This window comes from Njordella aestuarii (assembly GCF_056494165.1).
Genome location: NZ_CM151397.1, coordinates 6,028,848 through 6,054,096 on the forward strand (window position 1 = coordinate 6,028,848; position 25,249 = coordinate 6,054,096).

The 25,249-nt window shown below is 50.3% G+C and carries 20 protein-coding genes; 9 read left to right on the top strand and 11 right to left on the bottom strand.

Going from position 1 to position 25,249, the window contains the following annotated elements; all coding sequences use genetic code 11:
* Nucleotides 1–22: 22 nt before the first annotated feature.
* Nucleotides 23–628: a YqgE/AlgH family protein gene (locus SH451x_RS23600; RefSeq protein ID WP_479359720.1), complete on the bottom strand. Its 606-nt coding sequence runs from the start codon at nt 626–628 to the stop codon at nt 23–25.
* Between the two features lie 233 nt (nt 629–861).
* Here SH451x_RS23600 and pdxH point away from each other — a divergent pair, with 233 nt between their 5' ends.
* From pdxH to SH451x_RS23620, 4 genes are all read left to right on the top strand, one after another.
* Nucleotides 862–1,551, top strand: coding sequence for a pyridoxamine 5'-phosphate oxidase (gene pdxH / locus SH451x_RS23605; RefSeq protein ID WP_479359721.1), 690 nt, complete (start codon nt 862–864; stop codon nt 1,549–1,551).
* Nucleotides 1,552–1,649: 98 nt separating this feature from the next.
* Nucleotides 1,650–3,083 carry an adenylosuccinate lyase gene (gene purB, locus SH451x_RS23610; RefSeq protein WP_479359722.1) on the top strand — a complete coding sequence of 478 codons (1,434 nt, stop codon included), beginning with the start codon at nt 1,650–1,652 and terminating at the stop codon, nt 3,081–3,083.
* A 49-nt stretch (nt 3,084–3,132) separates the two neighbouring features.
* Nucleotides 3,133–3,771: a PH domain-containing protein gene (locus tag SH451x_RS23615; protein ID WP_479359723.1), complete on the top strand. Its 639-nt coding sequence runs from the start codon at nt 3,133–3,135 to the stop codon at nt 3,769–3,771.
* 87 nt (nt 3,772–3,858) lie between these two features.
* Nucleotides 3,859–4,845, top strand: a complete 987-nt coding sequence (locus SH451x_RS23620; protein ID WP_479359724.1) for an endonuclease/exonuclease/phosphatase family protein — start codon at nt 3,859–3,861, stop codon at nt 4,843–4,845.
* Nucleotides 4,846–4,952: 107 nt separating this feature from the next.
* On the opposite strand, the gene SH451x_RS23625 is transcribed toward SH451x_RS23620, so the two are convergent.
* The 7 genes from SH451x_RS23625 to rpsO form a co-directional block, all read right to left on the bottom strand.
* Entirely contained in the window at nt 4,953–5,453 is a 501-nt protein-coding gene (locus tag SH451x_RS23625; RefSeq protein WP_479359726.1) for a Fur family transcriptional regulator, read from the bottom strand.
* 142 nt (nt 5,454–5,595) lie between these two features.
* Nucleotides 5,596–5,889 carry a flagellar biosynthesis anti-sigma factor FlgM gene (locus SH451x_RS23630; protein WP_479359727.1) on the bottom strand — a complete coding sequence of 98 codons (294 nt, stop codon included), beginning with the start codon at nt 5,887–5,889 and terminating at the stop codon, nt 5,596–5,598.
* A gap of 334 nt (nt 5,890–6,223) precedes the next feature.
* On the bottom strand, nt 6,224–8,419 hold the full coding sequence (locus tag SH451x_RS23635; RefSeq protein ID WP_479359728.1) for an alpha/beta hydrolase family protein: 2,196 nt from the start codon (nt 8,417–8,419) through the stop codon (nt 6,224–6,226).
* Between the two features lie 17 nt (nt 8,420–8,436).
* A complete protein-coding gene (gene ppk1 / locus SH451x_RS23640; RefSeq protein WP_479359729.1) occupies nt 8,437–10,602 on the bottom strand; it encodes a polyphosphate kinase 1 in 2,166 nt (721 codons plus the stop codon).
* A gap of 197 nt (nt 10,603–10,799) precedes the next feature.
* Nucleotides 10,800–12,200: an aminotransferase class III-fold pyridoxal phosphate-dependent enzyme gene (locus tag SH451x_RS23645; protein WP_479359730.1), complete on the bottom strand. Its 1,401-nt coding sequence runs from the start codon at nt 12,198–12,200 to the stop codon at nt 10,800–10,802.
* 168 nt (nt 12,201–12,368) lie between these two features.
* Nucleotides 12,369–14,732, bottom strand: a complete 2,364-nt coding sequence (pnp, locus tag SH451x_RS23650; RefSeq protein WP_479359732.1) for a polyribonucleotide nucleotidyltransferase — start codon at nt 14,730–14,732, stop codon at nt 12,369–12,371.
* Between the two features lie 438 nt (nt 14,733–15,170).
* Nucleotides 15,171–15,440, bottom strand: a complete 270-nt coding sequence (rpsO, locus tag SH451x_RS23655) for a 30S ribosomal protein S15 (RefSeq protein WP_479359734.1) — start codon at nt 15,438–15,440, stop codon at nt 15,171–15,173.
* 372 nt (nt 15,441–15,812) lie between these two features.
* Here rpsO and SH451x_RS23660 point away from each other — a divergent pair, with 372 nt between their 5' ends.
* Nucleotides 15,813–17,216 (top strand): nucleoside permease, encoded by a 1,404-nt coding sequence (locus SH451x_RS23660; protein ID WP_479359735.1) that lies wholly within the window; start codon nt 15,813–15,815, stop codon nt 17,214–17,216.
* Nucleotides 17,217–17,440: 224 nt separating this feature from the next.
* Nucleotides 17,441–18,763 (top strand): DUF1552 domain-containing protein, encoded by a 1,323-nt coding sequence (locus SH451x_RS23665; protein WP_479359736.1) that lies wholly within the window; start codon nt 17,441–17,443, stop codon nt 18,761–18,763.
* A gap of 110 nt (nt 18,764–18,873) precedes the next feature.
* Here SH451x_RS23665 and SH451x_RS23670 read toward each other — a convergent pair whose 3' ends face one another.
* Both SH451x_RS23670 and SH451x_RS23675 read right to left on the bottom strand, forming a co-directional pair.
* The gene (locus SH451x_RS23670) at nt 18,874–19,131 is read right to left on the bottom strand and encodes a carbon storage regulator (protein ID WP_479359737.1); all 258 of its coding nucleotides are present in this window, start codon (nt 19,129–19,131) and stop codon (nt 18,874–18,876) included.
* A 666-nt stretch (nt 19,132–19,797) separates the two neighbouring features.
* Nucleotides 19,798–21,144 (bottom strand): serine/threonine protein kinase, encoded by a 1,347-nt coding sequence (locus tag SH451x_RS23675; protein WP_479359738.1) that lies wholly within the window; start codon nt 21,142–21,144, stop codon nt 19,798–19,800.
* 338 nt (nt 21,145–21,482) lie between these two features.
* Here SH451x_RS23675 and SH451x_RS23680 point away from each other — a divergent pair, with 338 nt between their 5' ends.
* From SH451x_RS23680 to SH451x_RS23690, 3 genes are all read left to right on the top strand, one after another.
* Nucleotides 21,483–23,258 carry a YncE family protein gene (locus tag SH451x_RS23680; RefSeq protein ID WP_479359739.1) on the top strand — a complete coding sequence of 592 codons (1,776 nt, stop codon included), beginning with the start codon at nt 21,483–21,485 and terminating at the stop codon, nt 23,256–23,258.
* Complete coding sequence (locus SH451x_RS23685; RefSeq protein ID WP_479359740.1) at nt 23,198–23,725, top strand: hypothetical protein; 528 nt, start codon at nt 23,198–23,200, stop codon at nt 23,723–23,725. The genes SH451x_RS23680 and SH451x_RS23685 overlap by 61 nt, the downstream gene beginning before the upstream one ends.
* A 210-nt stretch (nt 23,726–23,935) precedes the next feature.
* Complete coding sequence (locus SH451x_RS23690; RefSeq protein WP_479359741.1) at nt 23,936–24,181, top strand: hypothetical protein; 246 nt, start codon at nt 23,936–23,938, stop codon at nt 24,179–24,181.
* A gap of 78 nt (nt 24,182–24,259) precedes the next feature.
* Here the strand turns inward: SH451x_RS23690 and epmA are convergent, their stop codons facing one another.
* Nucleotides 24,260–25,231: an EF-P lysine aminoacylase EpmA gene (epmA, locus tag SH451x_RS23695; protein ID WP_479359742.1), complete on the bottom strand. Its 972-nt coding sequence runs from the start codon at nt 25,229–25,231 to the stop codon at nt 24,260–24,262.
* Nucleotides 25,232–25,249: the final 18 nt, after the last annotated feature.

Consider the following 25,249-nt stretch of genomic DNA (forward strand, 5'->3'; position numbering starts at 1 on the left):
TTAAAATGGCTCGTCGTTAATTTTAATTAAGGAGTGGTGACTCAGGAACGCGATCAGCGCCAACGACCGAGGCGATCACAGCGCGTCCGACGCTGCGAATACCAATCGGCCACATGTCACTCTCGTGCGAAAACACCAATTCGCTGCTCACCGGCACAGGATACCAGAAGCCTTGTTCGATTTCGTTTTCTAGCTGCCCAGATTTCCAAGCGGCATGGCCGAGGAACAAACGGTAGTGTTCCGGTGCAACAGTAGTCAGTTGTTTCAGATTTTCAACTTGAGCAGCCACATAAATTCCTTGGCCGTTGCCTGCGTCGGCAAGCCCTTCCTGATCATGAAGTGCCAAGACAGGGCCCGAGACGGGTCCCCCGAAATTCAAATGGCCGGGCGGTAACGAGCCCGTGTCCTTACCTTCCGTAAGATGCTCCCACAGTTCGTTCACGTCGGAATTAATCGCCCGATTCAATACGAGTCCTACGCTTCCTTCTGCGCCGTGCTCAAGAACCAAGCAGACAGATCTTCCAAATAGAGCATCCGTTAGCATGGGCGCGGCGACAAGTGCGACTCCAGCCAAGTTAAAGCGGTTTGATTCGAAGTCCCGGGTCGTTTTATTTACTATTCTGCTCATCAGATTGGCAATTTCGCTCAAATGGACAAAGCATTCAACTGCAAATTATAACTCTTGGTTAACTCCCATCACGGCGCTGCCAAAATTGATCGTCAACGCTGACCTTCTTACAACACCAGCAAAACTGATGCCAGAGCCAAATTCGGCCTCAATCGGCGGTATACGTGTTCGAAAAAATTGTTAGCTTGGTGGTTGCTCAGATTTTTCGATTTCACTCGTGAAATCCTGACAATTTGCCAATTTCACTCCCGCAACATCCTATTTCCATCGTGAATACTAGCGATCTTCGCCGTTCTTATCAGTTAGCCACGCTCAATCGTTCCGACCTAGCCGAATCGCCTGTGGAACAGTTCCGTCATTGGTTTGATGACATTAAGACGCTTGAGCTGCCGGAATGGTTCGAGCCAAATGCGATGACACTATCGACCTTTGGCAAGGAATCGGTGACCAGCCGCATTGTTCTACTGAAAGAATTCGGCAACGGTGGTTTTGTCTTTTTCACTAGCTACGAATCGGAAAAATCGCGGCAGATCGAAGCTAATAACCGCGTCGCTATCAATTTTTTTTGGGCCCCGCTCGAGCGTCAAGTACGAATCGAAGGGCGAGCGACTAAGACCGACCGCGCCACTTCGGAGAGCTACTTCAAGTCGCGTCCGATCGAGAGTCAAATGGGCGCTATCGTTTCAAGCCAGTCAAGCGTTATTCCGAATGACCACGATCTCGCACTTCACCGTGACGCTTTGGCTGCGAAAGTGGCAGCTGGAACAGCGAAATTAGAATGTCCTGAAACGTGGGGAGGCTGGATCGTGCTTCCAGATTCGTTTGAATTCTGGCAAGGCCGCCCTTCCCGACTCCACGATCGATTCCGCTATCGCAAGGAAGGCAACGCTGATTTATGGACGATCGAAAGGTTAGGTCCGTGAGTTTCATTAGCTAAAACTTACTGAATCAACGTGTTCCAATCTTGGTTCACGCCTGTACCCTTTGTACTCCGATCAAATTCCAACCTCTCTCGATACTCATGCCAACTACAGACGACGTTTACTCGAACCCATTAATCAGCCGCTACGCTTCCAAAGAGATGTCTCGTTTGTGGAGCCAATCGCACCGCATCCGACTGTGGCGTCAGTTATGGATTATTTTGGCAAAATCGGAAAAAGAACTCGGACTGGCCATAACCGACGAACAAATCGCTGAACTTGAGAGTCAACAGGACAACTTGAATCTTGATGTCGCCGCTGACTACGAACGCCGATTGCGTCACGATGTGATGGCTCATGTGCATGCTTATGGTGACCAATGCCCATCGGCCAAAGGAATCATTCACTGGGGTGCAACTAGTTGCTATGTGACCGACAATGGCGACTTGATGATGATGCGAGATGCGCTCCAACTGATCCGATCGCGTTTAACTAACTGTATCATTGCGATCTCCGATTGGGCCGTTGAATTCGCGAAAGTACCTTGTTTGGCGTATACGCACTATCAGCCAGCTCAGCCCACAACCGTCGGCAAACGTGGGACTTTGTGGGCTTACGACCTGGTACTCGACCTGGTCGAACTGGATCATCGCCTTGAAAATCTGATGGCAAGAAGTGTAAAAGGTACGACCGGGACCCAGGCCAGTTTTCTTCAGATTTTCAACAACGATCACGATGCAGTACGACAACTTGAAGCAAAAGTCGCCAGCGCCATCGGTTTTCCTACTTCGTACGCCGTGACCGGGCAAACTTACCCGCGAAAAATCGATGCCCAGGTTTTGGACTGTCTGTCTCAAATTGGTCAAAGCCTTCACAAAATTGCGACTGACTTGCGACTACTTGCGCACGAGAAAGAAATCGAAGAACCGTTTGAGAAGGACCAAATCGGCTCGTCAGCAATGGCGTATAAACGCAACCCAATGCGTTGCGAACGAATCTGCTCTCTTGCCCGATTCGCGATGAGCTTGCAAAGTTCCGCCGCCATGACCGCAGCAACGCAATGGCTAGAACGAACTCTCGACGACAGTGCAAACCGCCGCTTGGTAATCCCGCAGTCGTTCCTGGCGATCGACGCATGCCTCATGCTGTTGCAAAATGTCTTCTCGGGCATTGTGGTTTACCCTAAAACGATCGCCACTAACCTGGCCGCCGAACTGCCTTTCATGGCAACTGAGTCGATCTTGATGGAAGGTGTAAGAGTCGGAGGCGACCGTCAGGAACTGCACGAAGCGATTCGTGTACACTCGCATGCGGCCGGTGCGGTGGTAAAACAAGAAGCACTTCCGAACGATCTTTTGCAACGCCTGAAAGAGGACAAGGTCTTTCAGGGTCTGAATATTGATGAGTTAGCTAAACCAGAAAATTTTGTTGGACGTGCTGTCCAACAAGTTCACGAGTTTTACGAAGAAGTCATTGTGCCGATTAAGCGAAAAGTAGAGACCAACCAAAATCTGTCGGTCGAAATCAGCGTATGATGGCGATTGCTGTCGAGTTCACACTTTGGGACCTTGGAAATAACAACTGATGAAAGATCTCAAATTCCGCTGCCCGTTCTGCGATTCTGCTTTCGAAGTGCAACTTGAACAACTCGGACATCAAATTGCTTGTCCGACTTGCCAACGTCCAATTCGAATTGAAGCCCCACTCGCTAGTCCGATATTCGATTCAGGCAGTGATTCTTCGATACGGGAAGAATCGCGGCGGGGTCAGGAAAAGTCGATTATCAAAACGCATCCAGCCATGCTGCGTGCTCATCCCATTCGATTTCTGATCTTGCTGTTGATGATGGTGGGCGGAACCGGATTTGGAATTTGGAGCATGCAGGCCCAATCGCTTTCCAACCAGTTGATTCCCGCAGGCTCGGCAACGCTTGCTGTGCTCGGTCTGCTAGGCTTGATTATTTGGTGGTTCTTGAATATGAGTACGACTCTTGAAATCACCAGCCACCGGACTCGGCTTTCCAGAGGCCTTCTCGCCAAGGAAACCTCCGAAGTTCAGCACGAGGATGTGCGGAACATCCAGGTTCGCCAATCGGTTTATCAACGTCTGGTGAATGTCGGCTTGTTGGCCGTTAGCAGTTCTGGGCAAGACGATCTAGAAATCAAAGTCGATGGTGTATCCAACCCGGAAAAAATTGCCGACGAGATCCGTAAACGTCAATAATCTCGATTTTGGGGCTTCCTGTATAAGGCGAGCGTCTAAAATAGCGTTGCAACCTTGGTCCCATTCCTACAACGCTAAATCGGCTTTATGAAATTCAAAAATCTTGTAGTCGCGTTCTCGGCACTTCTCGCTTCAGGTATGAATCTAAATTCGAACCGGGCTGTGCAAGCCGAAGAAGCGATCATCGGCGCATGGAACATCGAGTGGTTAGGCTTTCCGGACATGCGCGGTAGGCCAGGCAAAGACCTTCCGCAAAAACCGAGCGATTTGGCCGAGAGAATCCATCAGTCGAAAGTCGACATCCTGGCTCTTGAGGAGATCGGCGTCGATTCGACTGGATCGTTACGCAGCAAGGAGCTTGACAAAGTCTTCGAGCTCCTAAAAAAGGATCACAACCAAGAATGGGAGTACATTCTATTTTCGAAAACAGCCTATCCAGAGGATGTTGAAGAGTTCCAGATTCGCGGCCAACACATCGGAGTCGCTTGGAACAAAGCTAAAGCGTCCAAAGTAGGCGAGCCCTACTCCATTGACGTAGGAGCCAACGAAACGTATGGACTTAAGTTCTGGGAAAGACGTGCGAATGCAGTAAAGTTTTCATTTGGCGAAAACAAAACGGACGTCGTCGTCGTGCCAGCTCACTTAAAATCCAATCGGAACGATGAACACCCGGAAGACAAAGATTGGACCAGAAAACATCGCGCAGCGGAGGCAGAGTCGCTTATCGCACAAATGGCTGCACTCAAGAGTCATTTTTCCGACGAAGATATTGTCCTTCTGGGTGATTTCAATTTCTTGAAGGATGATGATGAAGGCCCTCAAGCCATTATCAAAGCGGGCTTTAATGATTTGAACGACGCGGATGAAGGCACAACAACTGCTTGGGGTGAAGGATATAGCAGCGCCCCGTTCGATCGAATCTTTGTTCCCGCATCTCAGGGCGAATTCAAAAAATCGGAATTGAAAGTTTTCCGTTCTGAAAGCGACGATGATTCGATTCGCGAACATCGCAAACGCTATTCAGATCACTACATCGTCACGTGCGAAATTGAAATCGGCGAAGATGACGACTAACTGGCTGGCGTTTAAAGGTGAGCCGCGCTGCTACGTAGTCGCTCACTGGCTCTGCTAACATTCCACGCGGCTGTCTTTAAGTCAGCCGCTGTACGAACCCAAAGCTTTTAGACGCGGTCCTGCATTCGCCTCTGCCGACTGCGAGAACGCGAGCAGTCCTCGCAGATGCCGTAGACTGTAAGACGGTGCGATGCAACGCGGAATCGATGCTGCTTGGCGACTTCGTTGCGAATGGCAATCAGTTCGTCGCTTTGAAATTCGATAAGCCGCTGGCACTTGGTACAGTACAAGTGGTCATGCTGAGGATAGCCGTAATCGAGTTCATAAACGGCCCGTCCATCAAGTTCGAAACTACGCAAGAGTCCGGCATCGACGAATTCTTTCAAGGTTCGATAGACGGTCGGGCGCGATACGTAATTTTCACGTCCCTTACGAGGCAACTGGTCGATCAACTGATCGGCATCAAAATGCTGATGCTGTTCAAAGACCTTTTCAACCAGAAAACGTCGTTGGTCGGTGTTTCGCAGCCCACGACTTTGGAGATACTCTTCAAAACGCTGAAGAGGAGTTAATGCCACATCAAGGCTGGCAAGTGGTTTTTCAGCCACTCTACGTTCTGACGCTAGCGATAAATCGCCTTCCACTAGATTGGTGACCTAAAAATTGGGCTGGAACTTGAAAGCTGTATCCGAGTGCATTGTAGCGCACATCCAGTCCGATTCCAAGAATCAATCGCCCTCGATGAGCGACCTAGCTATGAATTTCTAGAAATTTGTCCAGTGCTGCCGACATGCGCTCGGGAGTATCATACGAGCCATCGGCAATTGCACGACGGATAGAAGCGATTCGCTCGGTCCTACTGGTTGATTCCGTAGCGCCGCCAGCCATGACGGCCTGAGCCTCAGCAGAGAATTCAACTTGGTCTGTAGGATTCAGCAGGGGCGATTCGGCGCCCGTCGCTTGAGCAAACGAAGGCTGATTGGTTCGCTTTGCACCTTGAAGTGCTTCCGCGGCTGAAACTCCAAAGTTATTCGAAATCTGCATTTTCATTCCCCCAAGCTCAGGTATCTTCCAGAACAATATACATCCTAATACTGTGACGCTAGACAGATTAACGCAAAGTTCCTGTCAGCATCGCATCTGCGAGTAGCTAACGCAGCAACCGTACCAAATCTGCTGCGTGTGTTCTTTCTGGCGGATAAATCGATCAAATGTTCCAAGGAACAAGCAAATGCACTCCCAGACTATCGACAATTCATCACTTTCATGTCAAGACCGATAAATCCGGTAACTTGGGATGCCATCAACAATTTTTGCCCAGATGCAAATTTTACAATCGCTTCAGAACTTCTTGCAACCTGATATTGGATGCGAGCTACTACGGCGACACAAAAGTAACATTTGGCAGCCCGCTAAATACGTCTTGCCATTCTTGCACTCCAGCGGACTTTTCCCGTTCTTGTTCGACAATCACGTCAAAGACCACATCGCTTTGCAATGCCGCACTTGCTAGCAAACCTGGCATATCTTGGAATCGCAACGCCGACGGTAAGAAACTGGAGTCGCGGATTGATTGAATATCGGCAAAACGAAATCGATCCCTGTCGTCTAGGTAAGCTGTCTTAATCAGCGACTCTCGCCGCAAGCAAGCCGTCAAGCAACCAAATGATTCTGCGTTCTGCGAATATAAATCAATACTCGCTTGAGGCGCCTTCGAGTGTAGTTCGTCAAGAATTGCTAACAGAACTCCGACCTTCCGCAGAATCGCCGGCGAGTTGTACCCGTAAGTGTAAGCTGCGGCAGGCCGTGGGTTAGGAACCAAACTCTGCTCGTTCTCGCCCTCGGACCCAACAGGAAGTGGATCCTTAATCTTCCAGTCGATAGCTAGCGTATTTTGTTCAAGCTCTCCATCCACTTCAGCGTCGCCTCCAGAATCACTCAATTTACAACAAATCGCGGCTACGGAATTCCAGTCAACTCGCACCGCGGCATTGTTCTTACGATTTAGCAAGCTTTTGGACTTGAGCTTGCCACTGGCGACAATATTGCCAATCGCATTTCGCACAACAAGCGTTGGAGACTCCTGGTCCAGCCCCCACTCATAAGTAAACTTCAGATCCTTTTTCCAGAATTCAGCAGAGTCGGTAAGCGTCAGCCAACCTGCTTTCAGTTGCGTGGCTGCTTTTTGCTGGGCGCTCTTGTCGGTCGCGGATAGAGCTGTCGGTCCCAAAGTTTCGTCGATCGTTTCCTGCCAATAGCGCAGGAGCCTTTCTTCTGTCGCGAGCCCTTTTTCTGGAACTGGATGGTCGTCATCCCAAACGGTCAAATCGGCTCGCTCTATATAATCGAAATCTCGCTCAAGTATTGGTTCGGCAAGTCCCAAACCAAACAATCGATTCATCCAGCCGTACATGGCAACGCGGCTTACGTGATTAAAGTTGTGAGGAAAGTGCGTTGCAGGAAAAAGCTCAACCTTTCCCTTTGCACCGACCAATTCATACAACTGTTGTAATTGCGGGAAGCCATCTCGCTGCATATCGACCGTCCAATCATTGGCAGCAGTTAATCCTAGAGGTCGCGGTGCGATGAGAGCCGCGATTTCGACATTCCCCGTATTAATTCGGAGCAGCGGAGCGTTTTCACAAGTACATCCACCTTGCATGCCAGTAGAAACCATGACCGCTGGATAAGCACCGCAAAGTTCGTCGCTGAGTGCGGCAGCCAGAAACGACTGCGTGCCTCCACCACTTGCACCCGTGATTGAAATTTTGCTCGGATCGACAAACTCAAGCGACTTGATGAACTCGATCGCTCGAAATCCGTGCAGCGTTTGAATACCCAACACCGATTGTCCATACATTTCAGCTTGTGGGCTGAAGAGCAGGTGCTTGGATGAAGCTGATTCGGGGTTTACTTGCTCGACACCCCAGCGATGCGCACGTTCGTGGTCAATCTGTAGCGAATCAGCATAACCAAGCATATCGTATGCAAAAACGACGCAGCCCATCCGAGCAAGCTGTATACATCGCGCTTGAATGTGGTTTCGAGCAGCAGATTCAAAACGCTCGGCACCTGTTGCAAGTAACGTTGCAACCTCTTTATCACTCGCCTTGTACATACGTCCGTCGTCCCAGTGACCGTGCGGCGAAAGTACTGCAGGGACTTTCTTCGCATTCATATCAACGTCTGGCAGAAAGAGCGATCCAGTCAGGAAGAGCCCAGGCAACGTTTCGATAGTGACTTTACGTACGATGAATCCTTCTTGCTTGACTTCACCGTAAACATTCGGTCGAAGTGGTACCAACGGAGGCAATGGATCCAAACCTAAGGCGACTGTGAGTTGGCGTCGTAGCTGCGCCTTGCGTGTCAGCCAACTCTCTTGCGTTGCTGGCGGCACGAACGGAATATGATCATCTAGCGTTCTCAGCCGGACTCGTTCTACATCGATCTTCGCATCACCAAAATGAAACTCTTGCGAATATACTCCTTGAAGCGAACTCAGTACGAATCCAAGCCAAAGGCTACACTTGAGAAAACAACATCCGGTTCGACTTTGCAGTTTTCGCATGAACATCGTTCGCCTCTAGTGTGTTAGCCTTGTTTTGAACCCGACGACTGGTGAGGTTCAAATGTAGTTCGTCTGGCTTGTTCAACTTGCTGAATCGCGGAAACCGCAGAATCATATAGAATTCGTTGGGCTCTGAGCTTTGTTTGGTCTGCGCCAGGTGTTAAACGAGTATAGCTGCCATCGGGCTGCAATTCCCATGCATTTTGGTTGTCGCGGAAATATGTATCCAATACCGAAATCAGACGTCTTCGAGATGCAGCGTCTTCAATCGGAACCAAGAGCTCGATACGGCGATCCAAGTTTCGCGGCATCCAATCAGCTGAACTGATGAAAACGAGTTCGTCGCCGCCATGATAGAAATAGAGCACACGGGCATGTTCCAGCAGACGGTCAACGACGCTGACGACGTGAATATTCTCGCTCAGGCCCGGCACTCCCGGGCGAAGGCAACATTGTCCGCGAATATTTAGTCGAATCGTCACACCAGCCTGACTGGCGCGGTAGAGTGCCGCAATTATCTCCGGGTCCACTAACGAGTTAAGTTTGATGGCGATATGGCCTCGCTGGCCTTGTTGCTTCCGTTGCGTTTCACCATCGATCAACATCAAAAGGCGACGCCGCATGCCGATAGGCGCCATTTCCAGCCTATTGAACTGCTGCGGCTGGCTAAAGCCGGTTATCGCATTGAAAAACGCGCTCGCGTCATTTCCCATTTCCTCGTCGCAGGTCAGATAACTAATGTCACTGTACATGCGAGCCGTTGACTCGTTGTAATTGCCCGTTCCAAAGTGAACGTAGCGAACGATGCCATGTGGTTCTCTTCGCACAACAATGCAAACCTTCGCGTGTGTCTTAAGACGCTTGACGCCGTAAATTACTTGAACGCCCGCTTGCTCAAGCTCCCGCGCCCACTCAATATTCCTCGCTTCATCAAAGCGTGCTTTCAATTCAACAACAGCCGTCACATACTTGCCCCGTTCGGCTGCCCGCTTGAGCGCCGATACGATACTACTATCGCGGCTCGTTCTGTATAACACTTGTTTGATCGCGAGCACATCGGGATCTTCCGCCGCCTCTTGTAGCCAGCGAACAACCGGCTCAAAGCTTTCATACGGATGGCACAGCAAAACATCTTGTGCGGCGATCGTTTCAAACATTGGAACAGTTGGATCGATCAAGGGCGACCGCTGCGGAGGCCACTGGGCATCGCGAAGCGCTGGAAAGCCTTCTGCATTGGTTAAATGCATCATGCTGGCCAAGTCTAAAGGACCCGGAATGCGAAAGACATCTCTCGCGGTTAGTTGCAAACTTCGTCTTAAGAAGTCAGCTATTTCTACCGATGCGGTATCGGCTATCTCTACCCGCACGCTATCAGCGGTTCGACGCGCCGATAGGACCTCCTCCATACCCAACATCAAATCGGCAGCGCCATCTTCGCGGACCGAAATATCGCTGTTTCGCGTTATTCGAAACGGCACACTCTCAATAATCTCGCTGTTTGGGAAGAAGTGAGAAATGTACGTAGCAACGATATCTTCCGACAATGCGTAGGAATACCCTTTGTCAGACGGCAGCGTGAAAAATCGTGGCGTCGATGCACCTAACGGTAACAAGAAATGTGAGATCTTCGCTGGTTCGGCAACCTCTTTCGCTCTGGTGGTGTCCTCGTCCGTTGCCACGGCGTCAAGCGGTTTGAGTTTTACAGAGACGCAGATATATAAGCCCAGATTGGTGAGCAAGGGGAACTTGTCCTCTGTCACGTACATGGGGGAAACGACTGGGTAGATTTCTTCGTGAAAAACTCGCTCTGCTGCCTCGCGATGACGCATAGAGGCTTCCGCCAAACGTGTTCGCTCCATACCTTCGTTATGCAAATTGGGCTCAATCTGCTCTAGGTAGCACCGGTACTGCTCACGCACAATATTTTCCGCGCGACGATGCACCAGTTCCAACTGTTCCGCTGGCGTGCGTCCAGTCGGATCCTTGGCATTTGGACGCTGCTCTTCCTGAATTTGGAGCGAGCCCACACGGACCATGAAAAATTCATCCAGGTTCGAAGCGGTAATCGCCAAGAACTTGAGCCTCTCCAGCAAAGGCACTTTCCCGTACATGGCTTGCTCAAGCACACGCTGATTGAACTCCAACCAGCTCAACTCACGATTAATAAAGGCGTCAGGCGTAAGTTGCATTTATAGTCGACTTATCTCTATGACCGGTCTCGGAATATTCTCAATCGATTCAAGCTTGTGTTATGCCGATTAGAGCATTTCCAACCGAAGCTAAACAAGTCGTGACTTTTAGAGCTGCTTAGCAAACACAGTTCAAGCAGAACGCAATTCTAATAGCGTTCCGTATGCGATTGTAGTCATATCGCATTTCTTCACAATCAAGCGATTGCTTGTTCGATCAGGGCACACGCTTCATCAATGTGCTTTTCGGTTACGACCGCAGGCGACGGCAAAAATCGTAGCCGTGATGGATTGCTTCCCGCCAGGAATCCCATCAGACCTATCTCAAACAATCGCATTGTCAGCTCATTGGCATATTCCGCCTCGCCTTTACCGGGCGTCAATGCGAACATCATCCCTTCGCCGTAGGGACCGGAAATTTTGCCTGGGTACTTTGCCGACAACTCATCCATTTTCTTGACCCAGTATTGATGCCGACGCATGTTCCAGCCATCTTTGCCAAAACATTGCTTGGCCTCCAGCTCACCTAACGCAGCCAAACCCGCATGAATCGATGCCGACGAAGCAGTGAAAGTCTGCGAAAGTATAGGCCCTTTCGGCTTAAGTCCGGATCGATAAAACGTTGCACACAGCTGTGTAATTTTCCCAATGGTCACTATGTCGGCAAATTTTTGCAAACCAAAATGCTGGAAGGCAAATGGCTGGCTAAGACGCCCGAACGTCTGAACCTCGTCGAAAATAATCGAGATATTGTGCTGGCGACAAATCTGGCAAAGCTTCGTAAAGTACTCCCCAGTACCTGGATAGTAGCCACCCTCCCCTGCCACGAGTTCCAACCAGATACATGCATGCTGGCCCGGATAACGAGCGATAAGCTTTTTCAGCCCAGCGACGGCTGCCTCAGTTGTTCCAGCAGGATCCGACGGATGGAACATCGTCAAGTAATCGACATCCAGCGCCAGTGGCACACCGCTTCGATAAGCCGGCCGATCCGTGAGCGCAGCGAGCGCAATGGATCTGCCTGCAAAACAGTTATCAAGGCAAATGACTCGTCTAGCCGGCGAACGCGCATGAAACGCAATCTTAAGCGCGTTCTCATTGGCCATTGCGCCGCTAGTCGTCAGCAATACATGCTGCAGCTCAGACTCTTCCGGCTTTGCCAGTTTCAGAAGCTCACTGATCAACCGAACGCTAGACCGGCTCTGCTGCAAGTTGCCTTGCATCACAGTATCTTCAATAGCCGCGTCGACCGTCGCCTCGATATTTGCTGGGTGCGAATGTCCGAGGCCATGGACCCCGATTCCAACAATAAAGTCAAGCTTGACGCTGCCGTCGGCTAGTTCAACATAAGGGCCATTGCCCAAGCCGCTGCTTATGTATGGGAAAAAGGGAGCACCACCGCGACCTGTCGAGAGCTCGTCCAACAATTGTTTGTAATGTTGCTTTAGTGCGATGTTAGCCGGCGCGGCCGCAGTAAGCTTGCGGCTCTGCTCTTGCACAGCTTCAACTAACAATCGCTTGGCCTCTTTGACTCGATCGTCGTTCCGCAAGGCATCCGCGAGTAATTTGTCTGCGGGCAGGTGGGGATCAGCGGACATGGAGACCTTTCCAATTCGAAAACGACTAAGCGGTTCTTGAGATCGCGGAAAAAATGCCGCGCCCACCAAAAGTGAGACCCAGAGGCTAAATGGGTTCAGCCCCTGGGTCTACAAGTGTTTTCGAAAAGACACATTCCGTCAAATCGGGGAGTGTCCTAATTGGTCGGATTAGCGACGAAAGTTTCCACCGCGACCGCGGTCACCTCCACCATTACCACCGCCACCGCTGCGTTCGCCACCACTGCGGCCTCGGCCACCCCGGCCTCGACCACCGCGGAATCCACCCGAACCGCCGCTGCGCTCACCACCGCGATCGCCACCACCTTCACGTGGTCGGTCGAAGGAAGCACGCTCGCCCCCCTCTTCGGAAGGCTCGTCGCCAGCTTCGAAATCTTCATCACCACCACCGACTGCGACTGCGGCGAATTCGTCTTCCAAGCCTAGTTCTTCCAGGGCACGGCGACGGGAAAGCTTCACGCGGTCATGGTCATCGATATCGATAACAAGCACTTTCATCGGATCGCCAACCTTGCAAACCGAGTCGACGTTCTGCACAAAGCCGTTGGACAGCTCGCTGATGTGACACAGGCCATCGCGTCCTGGTAGGATTTCAACGAACGCGCCGAAATCGCGAATGCTCGTCACGGTACCGTCGTAAATCTTGCCGATTTGAACGGTCGCTGTGCAAGCCTCAACGCGACGCAACGCTTCATACGCTGAATCGCTATCAAGGCTAGCTACTGTTACTGTGCCGTCATCTTCAACGTCGATGGTGGCACCAGTTTGTTCTTGAATAGCTCGAATGTTCTTGCCGCCAGGACCGATCAACACACCAATCTTTTCCGAATCGATCTTTGTCCTGAGCAAGCGTGGTGCATAACGCGAAGTCTCCGTACGCGGACGAGGAATACACGTTAGCATCTTGCGTAGGATTTCCATGCGTGCTTCGCGAGCTTGCTTGAGCGTGCCGCGAATGATCTCTTCGCTAATACCATCGATCTTGAGGTCAAGCTGGATACCAGTGATTCCGTTCTGTGTTCCGGAGATCTTGAAGTCCATATCGCCGAAGTGATCTTCGTCACCGAGGATGTCTGTTAGCAACGTGAATCGATCGCCATCAGCCTTTTCGCGGACCAGCCCGATGCTGATACCAGCGACTGGGTTGGTGATAGGAACTCCAGCAGCCATCAACGCGAGGCAACCACCGCAGACGCTAGCCATCGACGAAGATCCGTTGCTTTCCAAGATATCGCTGATGATTCGGATCGTGTAAGGAAACGCATCGTTTTCTGGCAACACTGGCTCAAGCGATCGTTCTGCTAAAGCTCCGTGGCCAATCTCACGACGTCCAGGCCCACGAATCGGTCGGCATTCGCCAACGGAAAAGGATGGGAAGTTATAGTCCAGCATGAATTTCTTGCTGTACTCTTCAATCAAACCATCAACACGTTGTTCGTCTCGCGTCGTACCAAGTGTTACTGTAACAAACGCTTGGGTTTCACCACGCTGAAACAGTGCTGTTCCGTGCGTTCGTGGCAACAGGTCAGTCTCGCACTCAATCGAACGTAATGAAGCGGCATCGCGTCCATCTGCACGCACACCTGCCATGATTAGATCGCGAACAACTTTCGCCTCGAGGTCGTGCAATACGCGGGACAACTGTGAGCTGCAGATGGCATCTTCAGCGTCCGGATTTGGAATGAGTTCCGCTTTAGCTTTTTCTTTTATAGCTTTGACTGCATCAGCGCGTGCGTGCTTGCCATCTGTTTGCTTGGCTGATCGAAGCTCGTCGTAGTAGCGATCCTTGACTTGCGACATCAATGCGGAATCGTCGACAAACTTGTACTCTTTCTTTGGCTTCTGGATCTTCGCAGCCAATTCCAACTGCAAGCTGATGATGTCGCGGATCACGTTTTGAGCAAACAGAATCGCTTCGACCATCTCAGCTTCAGGAATTTCCTGGCCGAAACCTTCAATCATGACGACTTCTTTTTGATTGCCTGAGACAATCATGTCCAAATCCGATTCTTCCAATTGCGAATCGGTTGGGAAAGGCAAAAGACGTCCTTCGATTCGCCCAACACGAACGGATGCAATCGGTCCGCGGAAAGGCAGGCCGCTGATCAACAAAGCTGTGGCGGCACCATTCATCGCCAAAACATCGCCGTCGTTTTGCAAATCGCTGCTCATAACCGAGCTCATGATTTGGATCTCGTCGAAGAATCCCTCAGGAAACAACGGACGGATCGGACGATCCATTAGACGCGACGTTAGAATTTCTTTCGTCGTCGGACGTCCCTCACGTTTGAGGAACCCGCCTGGAAACTTGCCAGCCGCCGCCATTCTTTCGCGGTAATCGCAGGTCAATGGCAAGAAATCTGTTCCCGGGCGTGATGCCCCCGACGCAACCGCTGTCAAAACAACGGTGTCACCATACTGAACCGTTACGCAGCTTTCAGCTTGCTTTGCCAACTGACCAGTCGTAAACGACAAAACCTGGTCACCAATTTTCTTCTCTACAAAATATTTCACGCTACCAATTCCTACAATAAAACAAAATGAAATCTGGGGTGCGGTCGGAATTCACGGCAGCATTCGCCGGCCACAACATCCAAAGCGAGGGTTACGAAGTTCAGTTCAGAACTACCCCCGAATAACAAACAAGAGCACATGAACTACCAAAGCATAAACACAGCGGACGACCTCCTTCACGCCTTCGCACGGTTGCTGCCAACCTATCGAGCGGGAAGTCTGCTGATCTCACAGAGGTAATAGAAAACGGGTTCCGGTCGATTTCAAACAAGAATCGAGTGCCCGATCATCAGAGTCAAAGAAACACAACAACTGCAACAAGCACTTACTTGCCGCACACAACAACAAGCGCACGACAAGGAAATCGAGCGCAAAACGTCACAAGGCTTCAGAAACTAAGGACGGATCGCCGCCCAGTTACAAAACGTAGCCGCAAGCTTACTTACGAATACCTAGCTGGCCAATGATATCCAGATAGCGATTAGGATCATGCTTGCGAACATAATCCAAGAGCGAACGCCGTCGGCTTACCATACGCAACAATCCACGACGACTCGCGTAGTCTTTGCCGTGCAAACGCATGTGACCAGTCAAATGGTTAATTCGTTGGGTCAACAATGCAATTTGAACATCAGGCGAACCACTGTCCGTCTCATGCTTGCGATATTGTTCGATGGACTGCTGCTTTGTAGCGGTCACTGCACTCATAGTCTGTATGGCTGGTGAAATGGAGGACTTCTGATCTTAGTTTTTGAATTCGGAAATCCTAGCCGCTTCGCAAAGAAACGCAACGGCAATTGTGTGGTTTCCGATAATACTTAAGCAACAAAGGCTGCTTCTGCTTCGCTAGTGATTGCCCAAGTAGTCCCAAATCGGCACTCCTGGTTTCCTTAAGCGATAGATTCCTCTTCAAAAGTCGACTTTTTTATCTTTCACTACGCTGAATCCGGGCGTCGGCACAACCGCCTAAGAAAAGTCTGTCTATATTAATCAGCTAGCAAAGAGCGAAGACACCGTTTCCTCAGTTTTCGCCCCCACCTTCCCTAATGCCCTCGGCACTCTCCCCCGGTTTCAACAATTATGCCTGATGCCGCAATACCGACTCAATCGTCGCGAATCACCAATGTGCTTTCATTGATGATGTTCCTCCAGTTTTTTGCTTGGGGGTCGTGGTTCGCAACTCTCAGCTCCGCCATGGATTTTCATAATCTGGGCGAATTCAAAGGGGCAGCTTACGAGTGCGCTCCCATTGCCGCCATTTTGGCTCCGTTATTTTTAGGGCTTGTCGCCGACAGACTTTTCGCCTCCGAAAAGGTGATGGGGACTTTGATGCTGTTGGCTGGCCTGATCATGTTCATGATGCCCTCAGTAGCCGCGGGCGGTCCAGAAAATGGCAACTTGCTGGTCTGGATGCTACTTGCCCACCTCCTCTGCTACATGCCGACCCTGGGATTAAGTAACACGATCGCCTTCACCCACATCCCCCACCAAGATCAGTTTCCGAAAATCCGCGTCTGGGGAACAATCGGCTGGATCGTCGCCGGGCTTTTCCTAGGCGTCATGCAGTGGTCGAGCAGCTTTAACATCTTCTGGCTAGGCGCCGGCAGTTCGGTACTGCTCGGAGCACTTTGCTTCTTCTTACCTCACACACCGCCCCCCCTCAAAGGTCAGCCTCTCGACTGGCGGTCGTTGCTGATGCTCGACGCCTTCCGACTGTTCAAGAGCTGGAACTTCTTCGTCTTCGCCGTTTGCTCGACGCTAATCTGCATTCCACTCGCCTATTACTATGGCCTAACAGCGACATACCTGACCCAGACTGGTTTTACCGAAGCCGGCGCTACGATGACCTTGGGCCAAATGTCTGAGATCTTCTTCATGCTGCTGATCCCCTTCTTCTTCCGAAGACTTGGGGTGAAGATCATGATTCTAATAGGCATGGCTTGCTGGGTTGCCCGCTACCTGCTGTTTGCCTATGCCGCCCCAAGCCAAGTTACCTGGATGCTGCTCCTAGCCGTCTTACTGCACGGAATTTGTTACGACTTTTTCTTCGTGACTGGCTTTATGTACACCGACCAGAAAGCGCCCAAGGCCATTCGCGGACAGGCACAAGGACTGCTCGTTTTCCTCACCCAAGGCGTCGGCATGTTTTTCGGCTATCGAATCGCAGCAGCGGGAAGCTTCGCCGGCATCCCACTCGATTGGACAATCGGCGACTACGGCAAGCAAGTCACCAGCATGCCCGAATATGTCGAGGCGCTCAAAACCGCACGCGGCGCTACGGAACCGTTGAGTTTCATTCAATCGTTTGGGAAGATGTTTTCGCGAGACCTGCCGGCCGCAATACCATCGGACACGCTCGCTACGACCATGGACCAGTGGAAGGATTTTTGGATGTTTCCAGCGATCATGGCCGGAATCGTTTTTGCGATCTTCGCCCTTTGCTTCTGGGATCGAACTAAAGTTGCTCCAAGCACAGACGACTAACCACAACCACGCCCGTTAAGCGAGATACAACGTGAAACTTTGAGCTGGTTCTGCGGTTAATAAGGGATGGCGAGCTAAACGTCTAACCTAGATTTCGCTTGCCAGCCGACTGGGCTTACGATAACGTGAGCCTTAACAATTTGCAGAATTCCCCGCCTTTCCCCACCCCGCCGCGGACCGATTTTAAAAGGTCCACTCTTTCGGCAAACCTGGAGACGCTACCAATGAGCCATAAAAGACTATCCCGCCGTACCCTCCTCCGCAGTGCTAGCGTGGCCATGGGACTTCCATTCCTGGATGCCATGTCCCCCGTCGCAAAAGCGATTGGTGGCGAAGCAGCAGCGAAATCCCCAGTTCGCCTAGCATGGGTGTTCTTTCCAAACGGAACCAATGCAGAAACGTGGCTTCCCCAAGCCGATGGGGAAAAGTGGAAGGTCAACGAGAGTCTTGAGCCTCTAGGCAAACATCATCAACATCTGACTGCGTTTCGCGGCTTGGCTCAGATGAACGGTTTTGCTTTGGGCGATGGCCCCGGTGATCATGCTCGCAGCGCCGCGACTTTCCTCACCGGCGTCCATCCACTGAAAACCGCCGGCAGCCGTATCAAGGTTGGCAGAAGCGTCGATCAAGTTCTGGCAGACTCTTACGGACAGGCCACCCGATTGCCTTCCATCGAACTGGGAACAGAAGAAGGTCGCCAAGCAGGTGATTGCGACTCTGGATACTCCTGCGCTTACTCGAACAACATCTCGTGGCGATCCGAAAGCCAACCGATGGCCAAGGAAGTCAATCCGGCCAGTGCGTTCAAACGTTTGTTTGGTAAAAGCGACGAAGCTTCCAATAGCATGCGCCGCAGCGTAATTGACGCAGTTCTCGATTCGCAAAAGCGACTGATGAAGCATGTGGGAGTCAGCGACCGTCAGAAACTCGATCAGTACTTCACGAGTGTCCGTGAGATCGAAAAGCGTTTGGAGCGACTTGATACTCCAGTCGACTTGGCAGCGATCAACGCGACCGAGCCGCCCGATGAATTCGCAGACTGCACCGAGCAAATTCGCTTAATGTACGACTTGATGGTTCTGGCGTTCCGCACAGACACAACACGTATCGCTACGTTCATGCTTGCAAATGAAGGAAGTAATCGTACTTTCCCGATGATTGATGTAAAGGAAGGCCACCACAATCTTTCCCATCATCAGAATCAAGAAGATAGTATCACGAAAATTCGCAAGATCGATCGTTACTACAACGAACAGTTTGCTTACTTCCTAGACAAGATGCAGGAAGCCAGCGACGGCGAGAATACAAGCTTGCTGGACAACAGTCTAATTGTTTACGGCGGTTCGATCAGCGATGGAAATCGTCACGACCACAACAACTTGCCGATCATGCTCGCCGGCCATGGCGGCGGTCGAGTCCAAGGTGGTCGCTACTTTGAACAATCCGAAAACACACCATTGAATAACCTGTTTGTCTCAATGGCGGATGCAGCCGGTGTGAAATGCGGTCCGATCGGGGACAGCAATGGCTATATCGAGCTAGCTTAGTAACACACCGTTGAAACCGAGCGATCGCAAGAACTGTTCTCTTGCGACCTTAGGCGTTGACGAACAATCTTTGAGATGCAGCCTCTCTGCATCTCCACCGAAAGCACGCACTAGCCAACATTGCGCAACTGCTTCGTTCGCAGACTGTTGGTGAATATCTTCAGGCCCGCATTTGTTGCAGGCTTTTCGCTAGATTCAGCGATGGGTGCAGATGCTTCCGCCACATCTAACTCCGAGCGTACGACCTTGACGTCTCGAGGCGCTTCAATGCCTATCGTAACGCGATTGCCGGAGACCTTTGTAACGACGATGGTGATGTTATCACCGATGGACAATCGTTCGCCTTCTTTTCGACTTAAAACCAACATAGCAAACCTCCTTGAAATTCCTTGCTCGTAACCCCGAGCGATATTGCCTAATGAGCTGATTTGGCAACTGTTGACTTCTGATACGATCAAAAAGCAAACAAGGTGCCACCAAATTCAGCGGACTTTAAAATTTCTTTCAAAATCCCGAAAAAAACTTCTCCTACAGTTCCTTCTACTTCGAATGAAATGCACGTTCCTTGCTCAATCCGTTCATTAGTGTCTTACGAAAGTTGGAATTCCCAAGGAAATTCGATATTCGCGACTGTAAAAAACTTTCCGTCCGCCAGCCTGCATCTGAAACAGTAACGGCGGAACGTATCGAACAAATTCCAGTCTCATCTGGATTGCTATCAAATCCGAAGTGCTAGCATTGTAGGAAAAAGTGTCCCAAAGTTACAAGCCCGATTGTAAGTGACGCAAAATGAATCAAAGCAATTTATTCTGAGCCACATCGGTCGTTGTTGTTTTGGCTAACCTATTAAACGGCAGCCTCGTGACACGTCTGGTCACTGTAGAGCAGAAAATCGAAGATCGGTAAAACTTTTTCGATAGCTCAATACTAGACCGCTGCGGAAAGCTCGTGCGTCAACGTGCATGGTGCAGCCAAAGTCGGCTTTGAGAGTAGGTCCGTATCGCACTGAATGATGCTCCGTTTACGAAACGGCCCTACCAGGAGAGTTCAAGAGCTCCCTTGAGAGCGTCCGCAAGTTCGCTTGCCGAGCGATAACGCTGGGCAGTGTCGCGGCTCAAACTGCGTGCGATAACATTTGACAAGGCTTCGGGGATTTGTGGATCGATGCTTTTGGCCGGTGGCGGTTCGCTATTCAGTTTTGCCAGAATCAATTCGCTGTGGCTTTCTTGATCGTGAGGAAAGCGTTTGGTCAAGAGTAAGTAAAGAGCAACGGCTGTCGAATAAATGTCGCTTGCCGGCGTGGCGTACTTACTGTCACGCATCTGCTGCGGCGACATATACGCCAAAGTTCCGCAAATCGTTTCCGTGGCAGTAACACCGGAATACCCTGCTGTCTCAAAACATTTCGCCAACCCAAAATCTGAGAGCTTTACATGCAAGCGCCCCTCGTGCTTGAAGCCAAGGATGTTTGAAAGCTTAACATCTCGATGCACAATGCCTTGATTGTGTGCAAAATCAAGTGCCATGAGGACTTTGGTGATAATACCGACGGCAATCTTGAAACGCTTGTTGAGCGACGTGTTTGCAATTAATCTCTGCAGGTCTTCGCATGGGACATATTCCATTACGAAGTAGAGCAACTCATCTTGCAACCCCGTACCATAGCTGCGGACAATATTTGGATGCTGTAAGTTTGCAAGGATCGATGCTTCTCGAAGAAAGATACGCCGCAATTGTGGATCGGCAGAATAGTTTGGCAGCAGCGTCTTTATCGCTACCGGGCGTTCCGTCCCAAGCTGCTTTGCAAGGTAGACCGATCCGAAACTTCCTCGACCTAGTTCCCGTATGAATTCAAAGCCATCTATTTGTAAGTCCAGTCCACTTGTCGAGGCTTTTGATTGGCCAGGGCTTGTGGGGTGTTGCAAATTACCGGAGACCCAGACCAACTCTGTGTCGTCGATAATGATCTTCTCTCCTACATTCAGGCGTTTTCCAATGACGCCGGCCTCACAATCCTGAAAGTTGATGAACAAGACAAATTCAGGTTCAGCGATCAAGCAGGCGCGCCGTACGAGTTCTGTAGATGCACCAGATATCTTGATATCAGAAGATGGGTCGGAGCCAATGATATATTGACCAGGCACCGGCAGTTTCTTGGTAGCAAGTTGCCCATCGCCGGAGGATATCCTCAGCGAAATGCTTTGGTTGCAATTATCCGAATCGAATTCTTCCGTAGGCGTATCGCTCGTCGAGAACATACCATTTTGCATAAATACTTCCTCCACAATTTTTGCTTCATTCGGATGCTTTGAAAGGAAGTCTTCCAAGCTTCGCTTGGGAGCCCTGGTCTCTAGGTCAACCTTTATCTTCGCCGACAACATTGGCACGTTCTAAGACCCGCGTCATCAGCAATCCGCAACACTCTAATCCATGCCTGCAAGGCGACAGCCGCGTTGCACTGATTTGATCTTTCACTTCGCGTTTGAGGCATTTATTTGCAACACTGTGTCTAGCGTCGATGAGTTGATCAACACATGCAAAATCGTGGTGATGATGGCTCGAAAGTTCTCTTGCATGTTTAGCAAATCGGACAATCAATTTTGGTCGACAGAAGTCATTGGCAAGCTACACAAATATCAAATACTTCGGGCGCATTGATTTGTTTGGTTCGACTATGAACCTTCTAAAGCTAACATAACAACGATTGACAATTTTATCAATGAAGAACCATCGGCGAAAACACAGGGTTACCCTTGGGCAGCTTGTCTTCACATCAGCCATACTCAATTGCGGTTGCAATAGATCTGAAGATCGTGCCGGAGATTCACCGATCCGTAGCTCTGTTGATAGCACAACGTTAGTAGAGAAGTCTTCTCTGAGAAAGCAGCTTAAGGACGCAGTCGACTTATCAGAGTTTGAGACTTTAAGTGGTAAGCTAGAGATAGACTCGTTCTGGCCTTCCCCGCTCGTCAGTACCACGTTTACCCCTAAGGAAGATTATCGCGGCAAGTTCAAGCTGTACGTTAGTCGCTTTACCAACGAACCACAACTTACTGAACTGTTTTCGATTCCTTCAGACCAAATTCGTTCGCGAGTCTCTATCGATTTTTCGAACGATGCAAGAACTCTGTATCAAATCGATAGCGACAATAACGTCTGTGTCATTGACGTCGATTCAGGTAAAGTTCAAAAACGGTTTCAATCGCCCATTCAAAAATGCAACGCCATCCTTGTCGATGTCACCGGTGAGTTTGTTTTTGTCGCAAACGAAAGTTCTATTGCTAAAATAGAACTGGTGAGTGAAAGCGTTGTGAAGGAGTTAACGGGCCTCGGAACTCGTTTCTACGATATTTCTCGAGCGAAGAATAACAACACGATTGCCGGATTGATTGGCGATGAAAAACAAGTCGCAATCGATTCAAACTTTGAACATGTAGAATTTTTGAAAGACTCACCAACTTCTAGCCCGCATATTGCTATCCACCCCGATGGTAAATATGTAGTGGGTGCGTCAAACGAGGCAATCTTTCGATGGCATATAGATGAACAACCAAGTCGGCTTGAAGTCTTGCCTTCCTATAACTTCGAGCATTTTACAGTCCCGGTTACGAGTGATCATTATGCTGATCGCTGGATGTGCGCCTATTCTGTGCACGAGTATGTGGGCAACCAACACTCTGATGGGATCGATGGGCAAGTTCATGAATTCCCCTATTTGATCAATCCGCAGCCAATTGATGCGGTGAGTTGCAATGCAGGTGGTAAGTCCTGGTTGACAATCTTAGGGCGGATCGGAAATGAAGATCACAGTTGGCGCTACGTTGTTTGCAATGTGGACTGGAACACATCTGGTGAACCGCAACAAAGTGCTCTGGTGGATGTCGACGCGAAATCCGTTCGTAAACTTTGGGCTTCTGAAACTGGCGATCGAATTGCATTGCTGACTGACTCATCGCTGCGGGTGTACCAACGAGACTTTTTCGATGACCCATTCGGACATCATGCCGCGAGATGCATTGGCGAAACGGTCTATCATGAAGACTTGTTCGAAGGACTCACAGAAGCTGCTGATTTCCTTCGAAGTCGCAACTGGCCAAACAGGCTGATGTTAGGCGAAGAGGTTTACAGCAACATTATTCATTACGTCGCTAATTGCTGGAAATATTGCGAGAACCATCCAAATGCGCCAGTGAGCGCAAAAACCCTTGCAAGACTTGAAAAATGGAAGGCTTCAGGTCACGAAATAGCAATACTTGCTTCCGCAGAACGTCATCTATCGATCGGACTTGACGCTCGTGGTCAGGGTTGGGCGCACGAAGTTTCAGAATCCGCATTCCAGGAATTGAACGAACGCGTTGAGTTAGCATCGGTCGCCTTAATGCCATTCTCAAGGCCGAGAATCCTCCACTCTATGCATTTGAACTTGGAATTAGAATGGCCATCCATGGGGATGATCCATTGGTCGAAGGCATGGAACTCGCGAGACAGGGTATGACGCTTTATCCAGAAGCAATCAAGTTGCATCACCACATGATCAATTGGCTCCTGCCGCGCTGGGGAGGAGGCCCTGGCTTCGTACACGACTATGCTGTGATGATCTGCGATTTGTATCCTGAGCACTTACGCGATCAAATTTACGCTGTCCTTCTATTAGAGATGTTGAAAGTCTATCGGTGGCAAGAGATCGAAAACGCCAGCGAGGCTGACGCAGACTTGGACCGAATCCTTCAAGGTGGAATCGAACTGAAGGCACAATCTCAACTCACGCTTTACCAATGCGAGGTACTTGCAGAAATTGCAAATCAGGTAAGTAACCAGGAGCTTGCTAACCAATTTTTGGCTTACCATCTGCAGAAGTTCACAATGCCCAGTCGAGAATCTAACAGACCGCCGAATGGGCGGAATCAAGTTCTATTGAAGTTTAAACGCCTTCAGCAAGCAATGAGCGCCAACGCAGAGTGATCTGGTGCATGTACCACTCAGTGCTTTACGCGAAGCAATTGTCACTTATGTCGGTGAACGTTCAGCTTGAATAGCAAAAAATCGGTCCTGTCGCAGCATATCTTTGCTGCTGTGAAGAATTATCATTTAAATCTGACGCGGGTTCCAAGAAAGCAGCGGATGCAGCGAATCAGGCATTGCCGCTAAACTAACAATGCTAAAGGTAATACCATGCTCACACTCCTTGAAAATGTAATGAGTTCGCTTCCCGTACCCTTTAACATGATCGTGATCGTTGTTGCGTTCGGCTGTGTTACTAGCATTATTGTCTCAATCGCCACGCAAATTCGGGTCTTTTTTTGCCATCAGCAAGACCTAGCATTTAAGCGAGAAATGGTCGAACGGGGCATGCCACTTCACGACATCGAACAACTGGCCCGGGCCACGCCAGCCCAACATGCCAACCGTGCTTTCTAGCCTGTGCACACGAGAGAGAAGCTGGCAGCACACTCTGGGTATCAACCGTGCGGCCTGCATAACGAGCAGCGACGCGGCTCAAGCGCGATCGATGGGGAAGACAAGGACTTCACTTAATCGACCTGCACCTGTCGCGATCATTGCTAGCCGATCAAAACCAAGCGCACAACCGCTCATCGCAGGCAAGCCTTCCCGCATGGCACTGATCAGCTTCACGGGTATGGGCAATTCGGTCTTGCCATCTTTCAAACGCAGCCGATTCTCTTCTTCGCACCGGCGTAACAGTTCGTTAGCATCTAGCAGCTCGCAATAGCCGTTCGCCAACTCAATCCCGTCGACAAAATATTCAAATCGCTCGGCAACTCGAGGATCCTCTTCATCCAGTCTGGCAAGTGCCGCTTGAGACGCAGGAAAATGAGTTACGATCGCTGGCGTTCCAATCCCCATTCTCGGTTGAATTAGCTCCGAAAAAATCAAATTCACCCAGTCGTCCCAGTCATCCGAAAAATCTGCCGTAACTCCCAATGAAAAACGCTCGGCGATCGCTTGAAATTCCTTGACGGTTGCCGCGAATAAGTCGTGTGATGTAACCATCGCAAATGCTTCTGAAAAACGAATGCGGCTTGCTGGTGGTCGCTCAAGTATCGCTTGCACCAAGCCATCAACAAAGGCACAAGCGGCATCGAGTCGATCGGCCGTGTTGTACCATTCCAGCATGGTGAACTCAGGGTTGTGCCGTGTCCCAAACTCGTCCAACCGAAACACCGGACCCAGCGAATAGATGCGCTCGAGCCCGCCAACCAGCAACCGTTTCATGGCAGCTTCCGGCGAACTTTGCAGATACCACGCTTGCTCTTCGCGAGTCGCTGGATTCTGCATCTGCAATTCGATTGGATCAATGTGCCGATCGATCACAAACTCGCTGCCAATCACTGGGGGCTGAACTTCGACGAACCCTCGCTCATCGAAGTAGGTACGAACCTTACGCAACAACAACGCACGTTGTACAAGAGTATGATTGCTTGCAAGACTGCGGTGGTCGCTGTGCATCACATTTCCAAGTCTATC

Coding starts and splice junctions, on each gene's coding strand:
- SH451x_RS23600 (WP_479359720.1), bottom strand. CDS start 628: ATGAGCAGAATAGTAAATAAAACGACCCGGGACTTCGAATCAAACCGC.
- purB (WP_479359722.1), top strand. CDS start 1,650: ATGCCAACTACAGACGACGTTTACTCGAACCCATTAATCAGCCGCTAC.
- SH451x_RS23615 (WP_479359723.1), top strand. CDS start 3,133: ATGAAAGATCTCAAATTCCGCTGCCCGTTCTGCGATTCTGCTTTCGAA.
- SH451x_RS23620 (WP_479359724.1), top strand. CDS start 3,859: ATGAAATTCAAAAATCTTGTAGTCGCGTTCTCGGCACTTCTCGCTTCA.
- SH451x_RS23630 (WP_479359727.1), bottom strand. CDS start 5,889: ATGCAGATTTCGAATAACTTTGGAGTTTCAGCCGCGGAAGCACTTCAA.
- SH451x_RS23635 (WP_479359728.1), bottom strand. CDS start 8,419: ATGTTCATGCGAAAACTGCAAAGTCGAACCGGATGTTGTTTTCTCAAG.
- ppk1 (WP_479359729.1), bottom strand. CDS start 10,602: ATGCAACTTACGCCTGACGCCTTTATTAATCGTGAGTTGAGCTGGTTG.
- SH451x_RS23645 (WP_479359730.1), bottom strand. CDS start 12,200: ATGTCCGCTGATCCCCACCTGCCCGCAGACAAATTACTCGCGGATGCC.
- rpsO (WP_479359734.1), bottom strand. CDS start 15,440: ATGAGTGCAGTGACCGCTACAAAGCAGCAGTCCATCGAACAATATCGC.
- SH451x_RS23660 (WP_479359735.1), top strand. CDS start 15,813: ATGCCTGATGCCGCAATACCGACTCAATCGTCGCGAATCACCAATGTG.
- SH451x_RS23665 (WP_479359736.1), top strand. CDS start 17,441: ATGAGCCATAAAAGACTATCCCGCCGTACCCTCCTCCGCAGTGCTAGC.
- SH451x_RS23670 (WP_479359737.1), bottom strand. CDS start 19,131: ATGTTGGTTTTAAGTCGAAAAGAAGGCGAACGATTGTCCATCGGTGAT.
- SH451x_RS23675 (WP_479359738.1), bottom strand. CDS start 21,144: ATGTTGTCGGCGAAGATAAAGGTTGACCTAGAGACCAGGGCTCCCAAG.
- SH451x_RS23680 (WP_479359739.1), top strand. CDS start 21,483: ATGAAGAACCATCGGCGAAAACACAGGGTTACCCTTGGGCAGCTTGTC.
- SH451x_RS23685 (WP_479359740.1), top strand. CDS start 23,198: ATGGCCATCCATGGGGATGATCCATTGGTCGAAGGCATGGAACTCGCG.
- SH451x_RS23690 (WP_479359741.1), top strand. CDS start 23,936: ATGCTCACACTCCTTGAAAATGTAATGAGTTCGCTTCCCGTACCCTTT.
- epmA (WP_479359742.1), bottom strand. CDS start 25,231: ATGCACAGCGACCACCGCAGTCTTGCAAGCAATCATACTCTTGTACAA.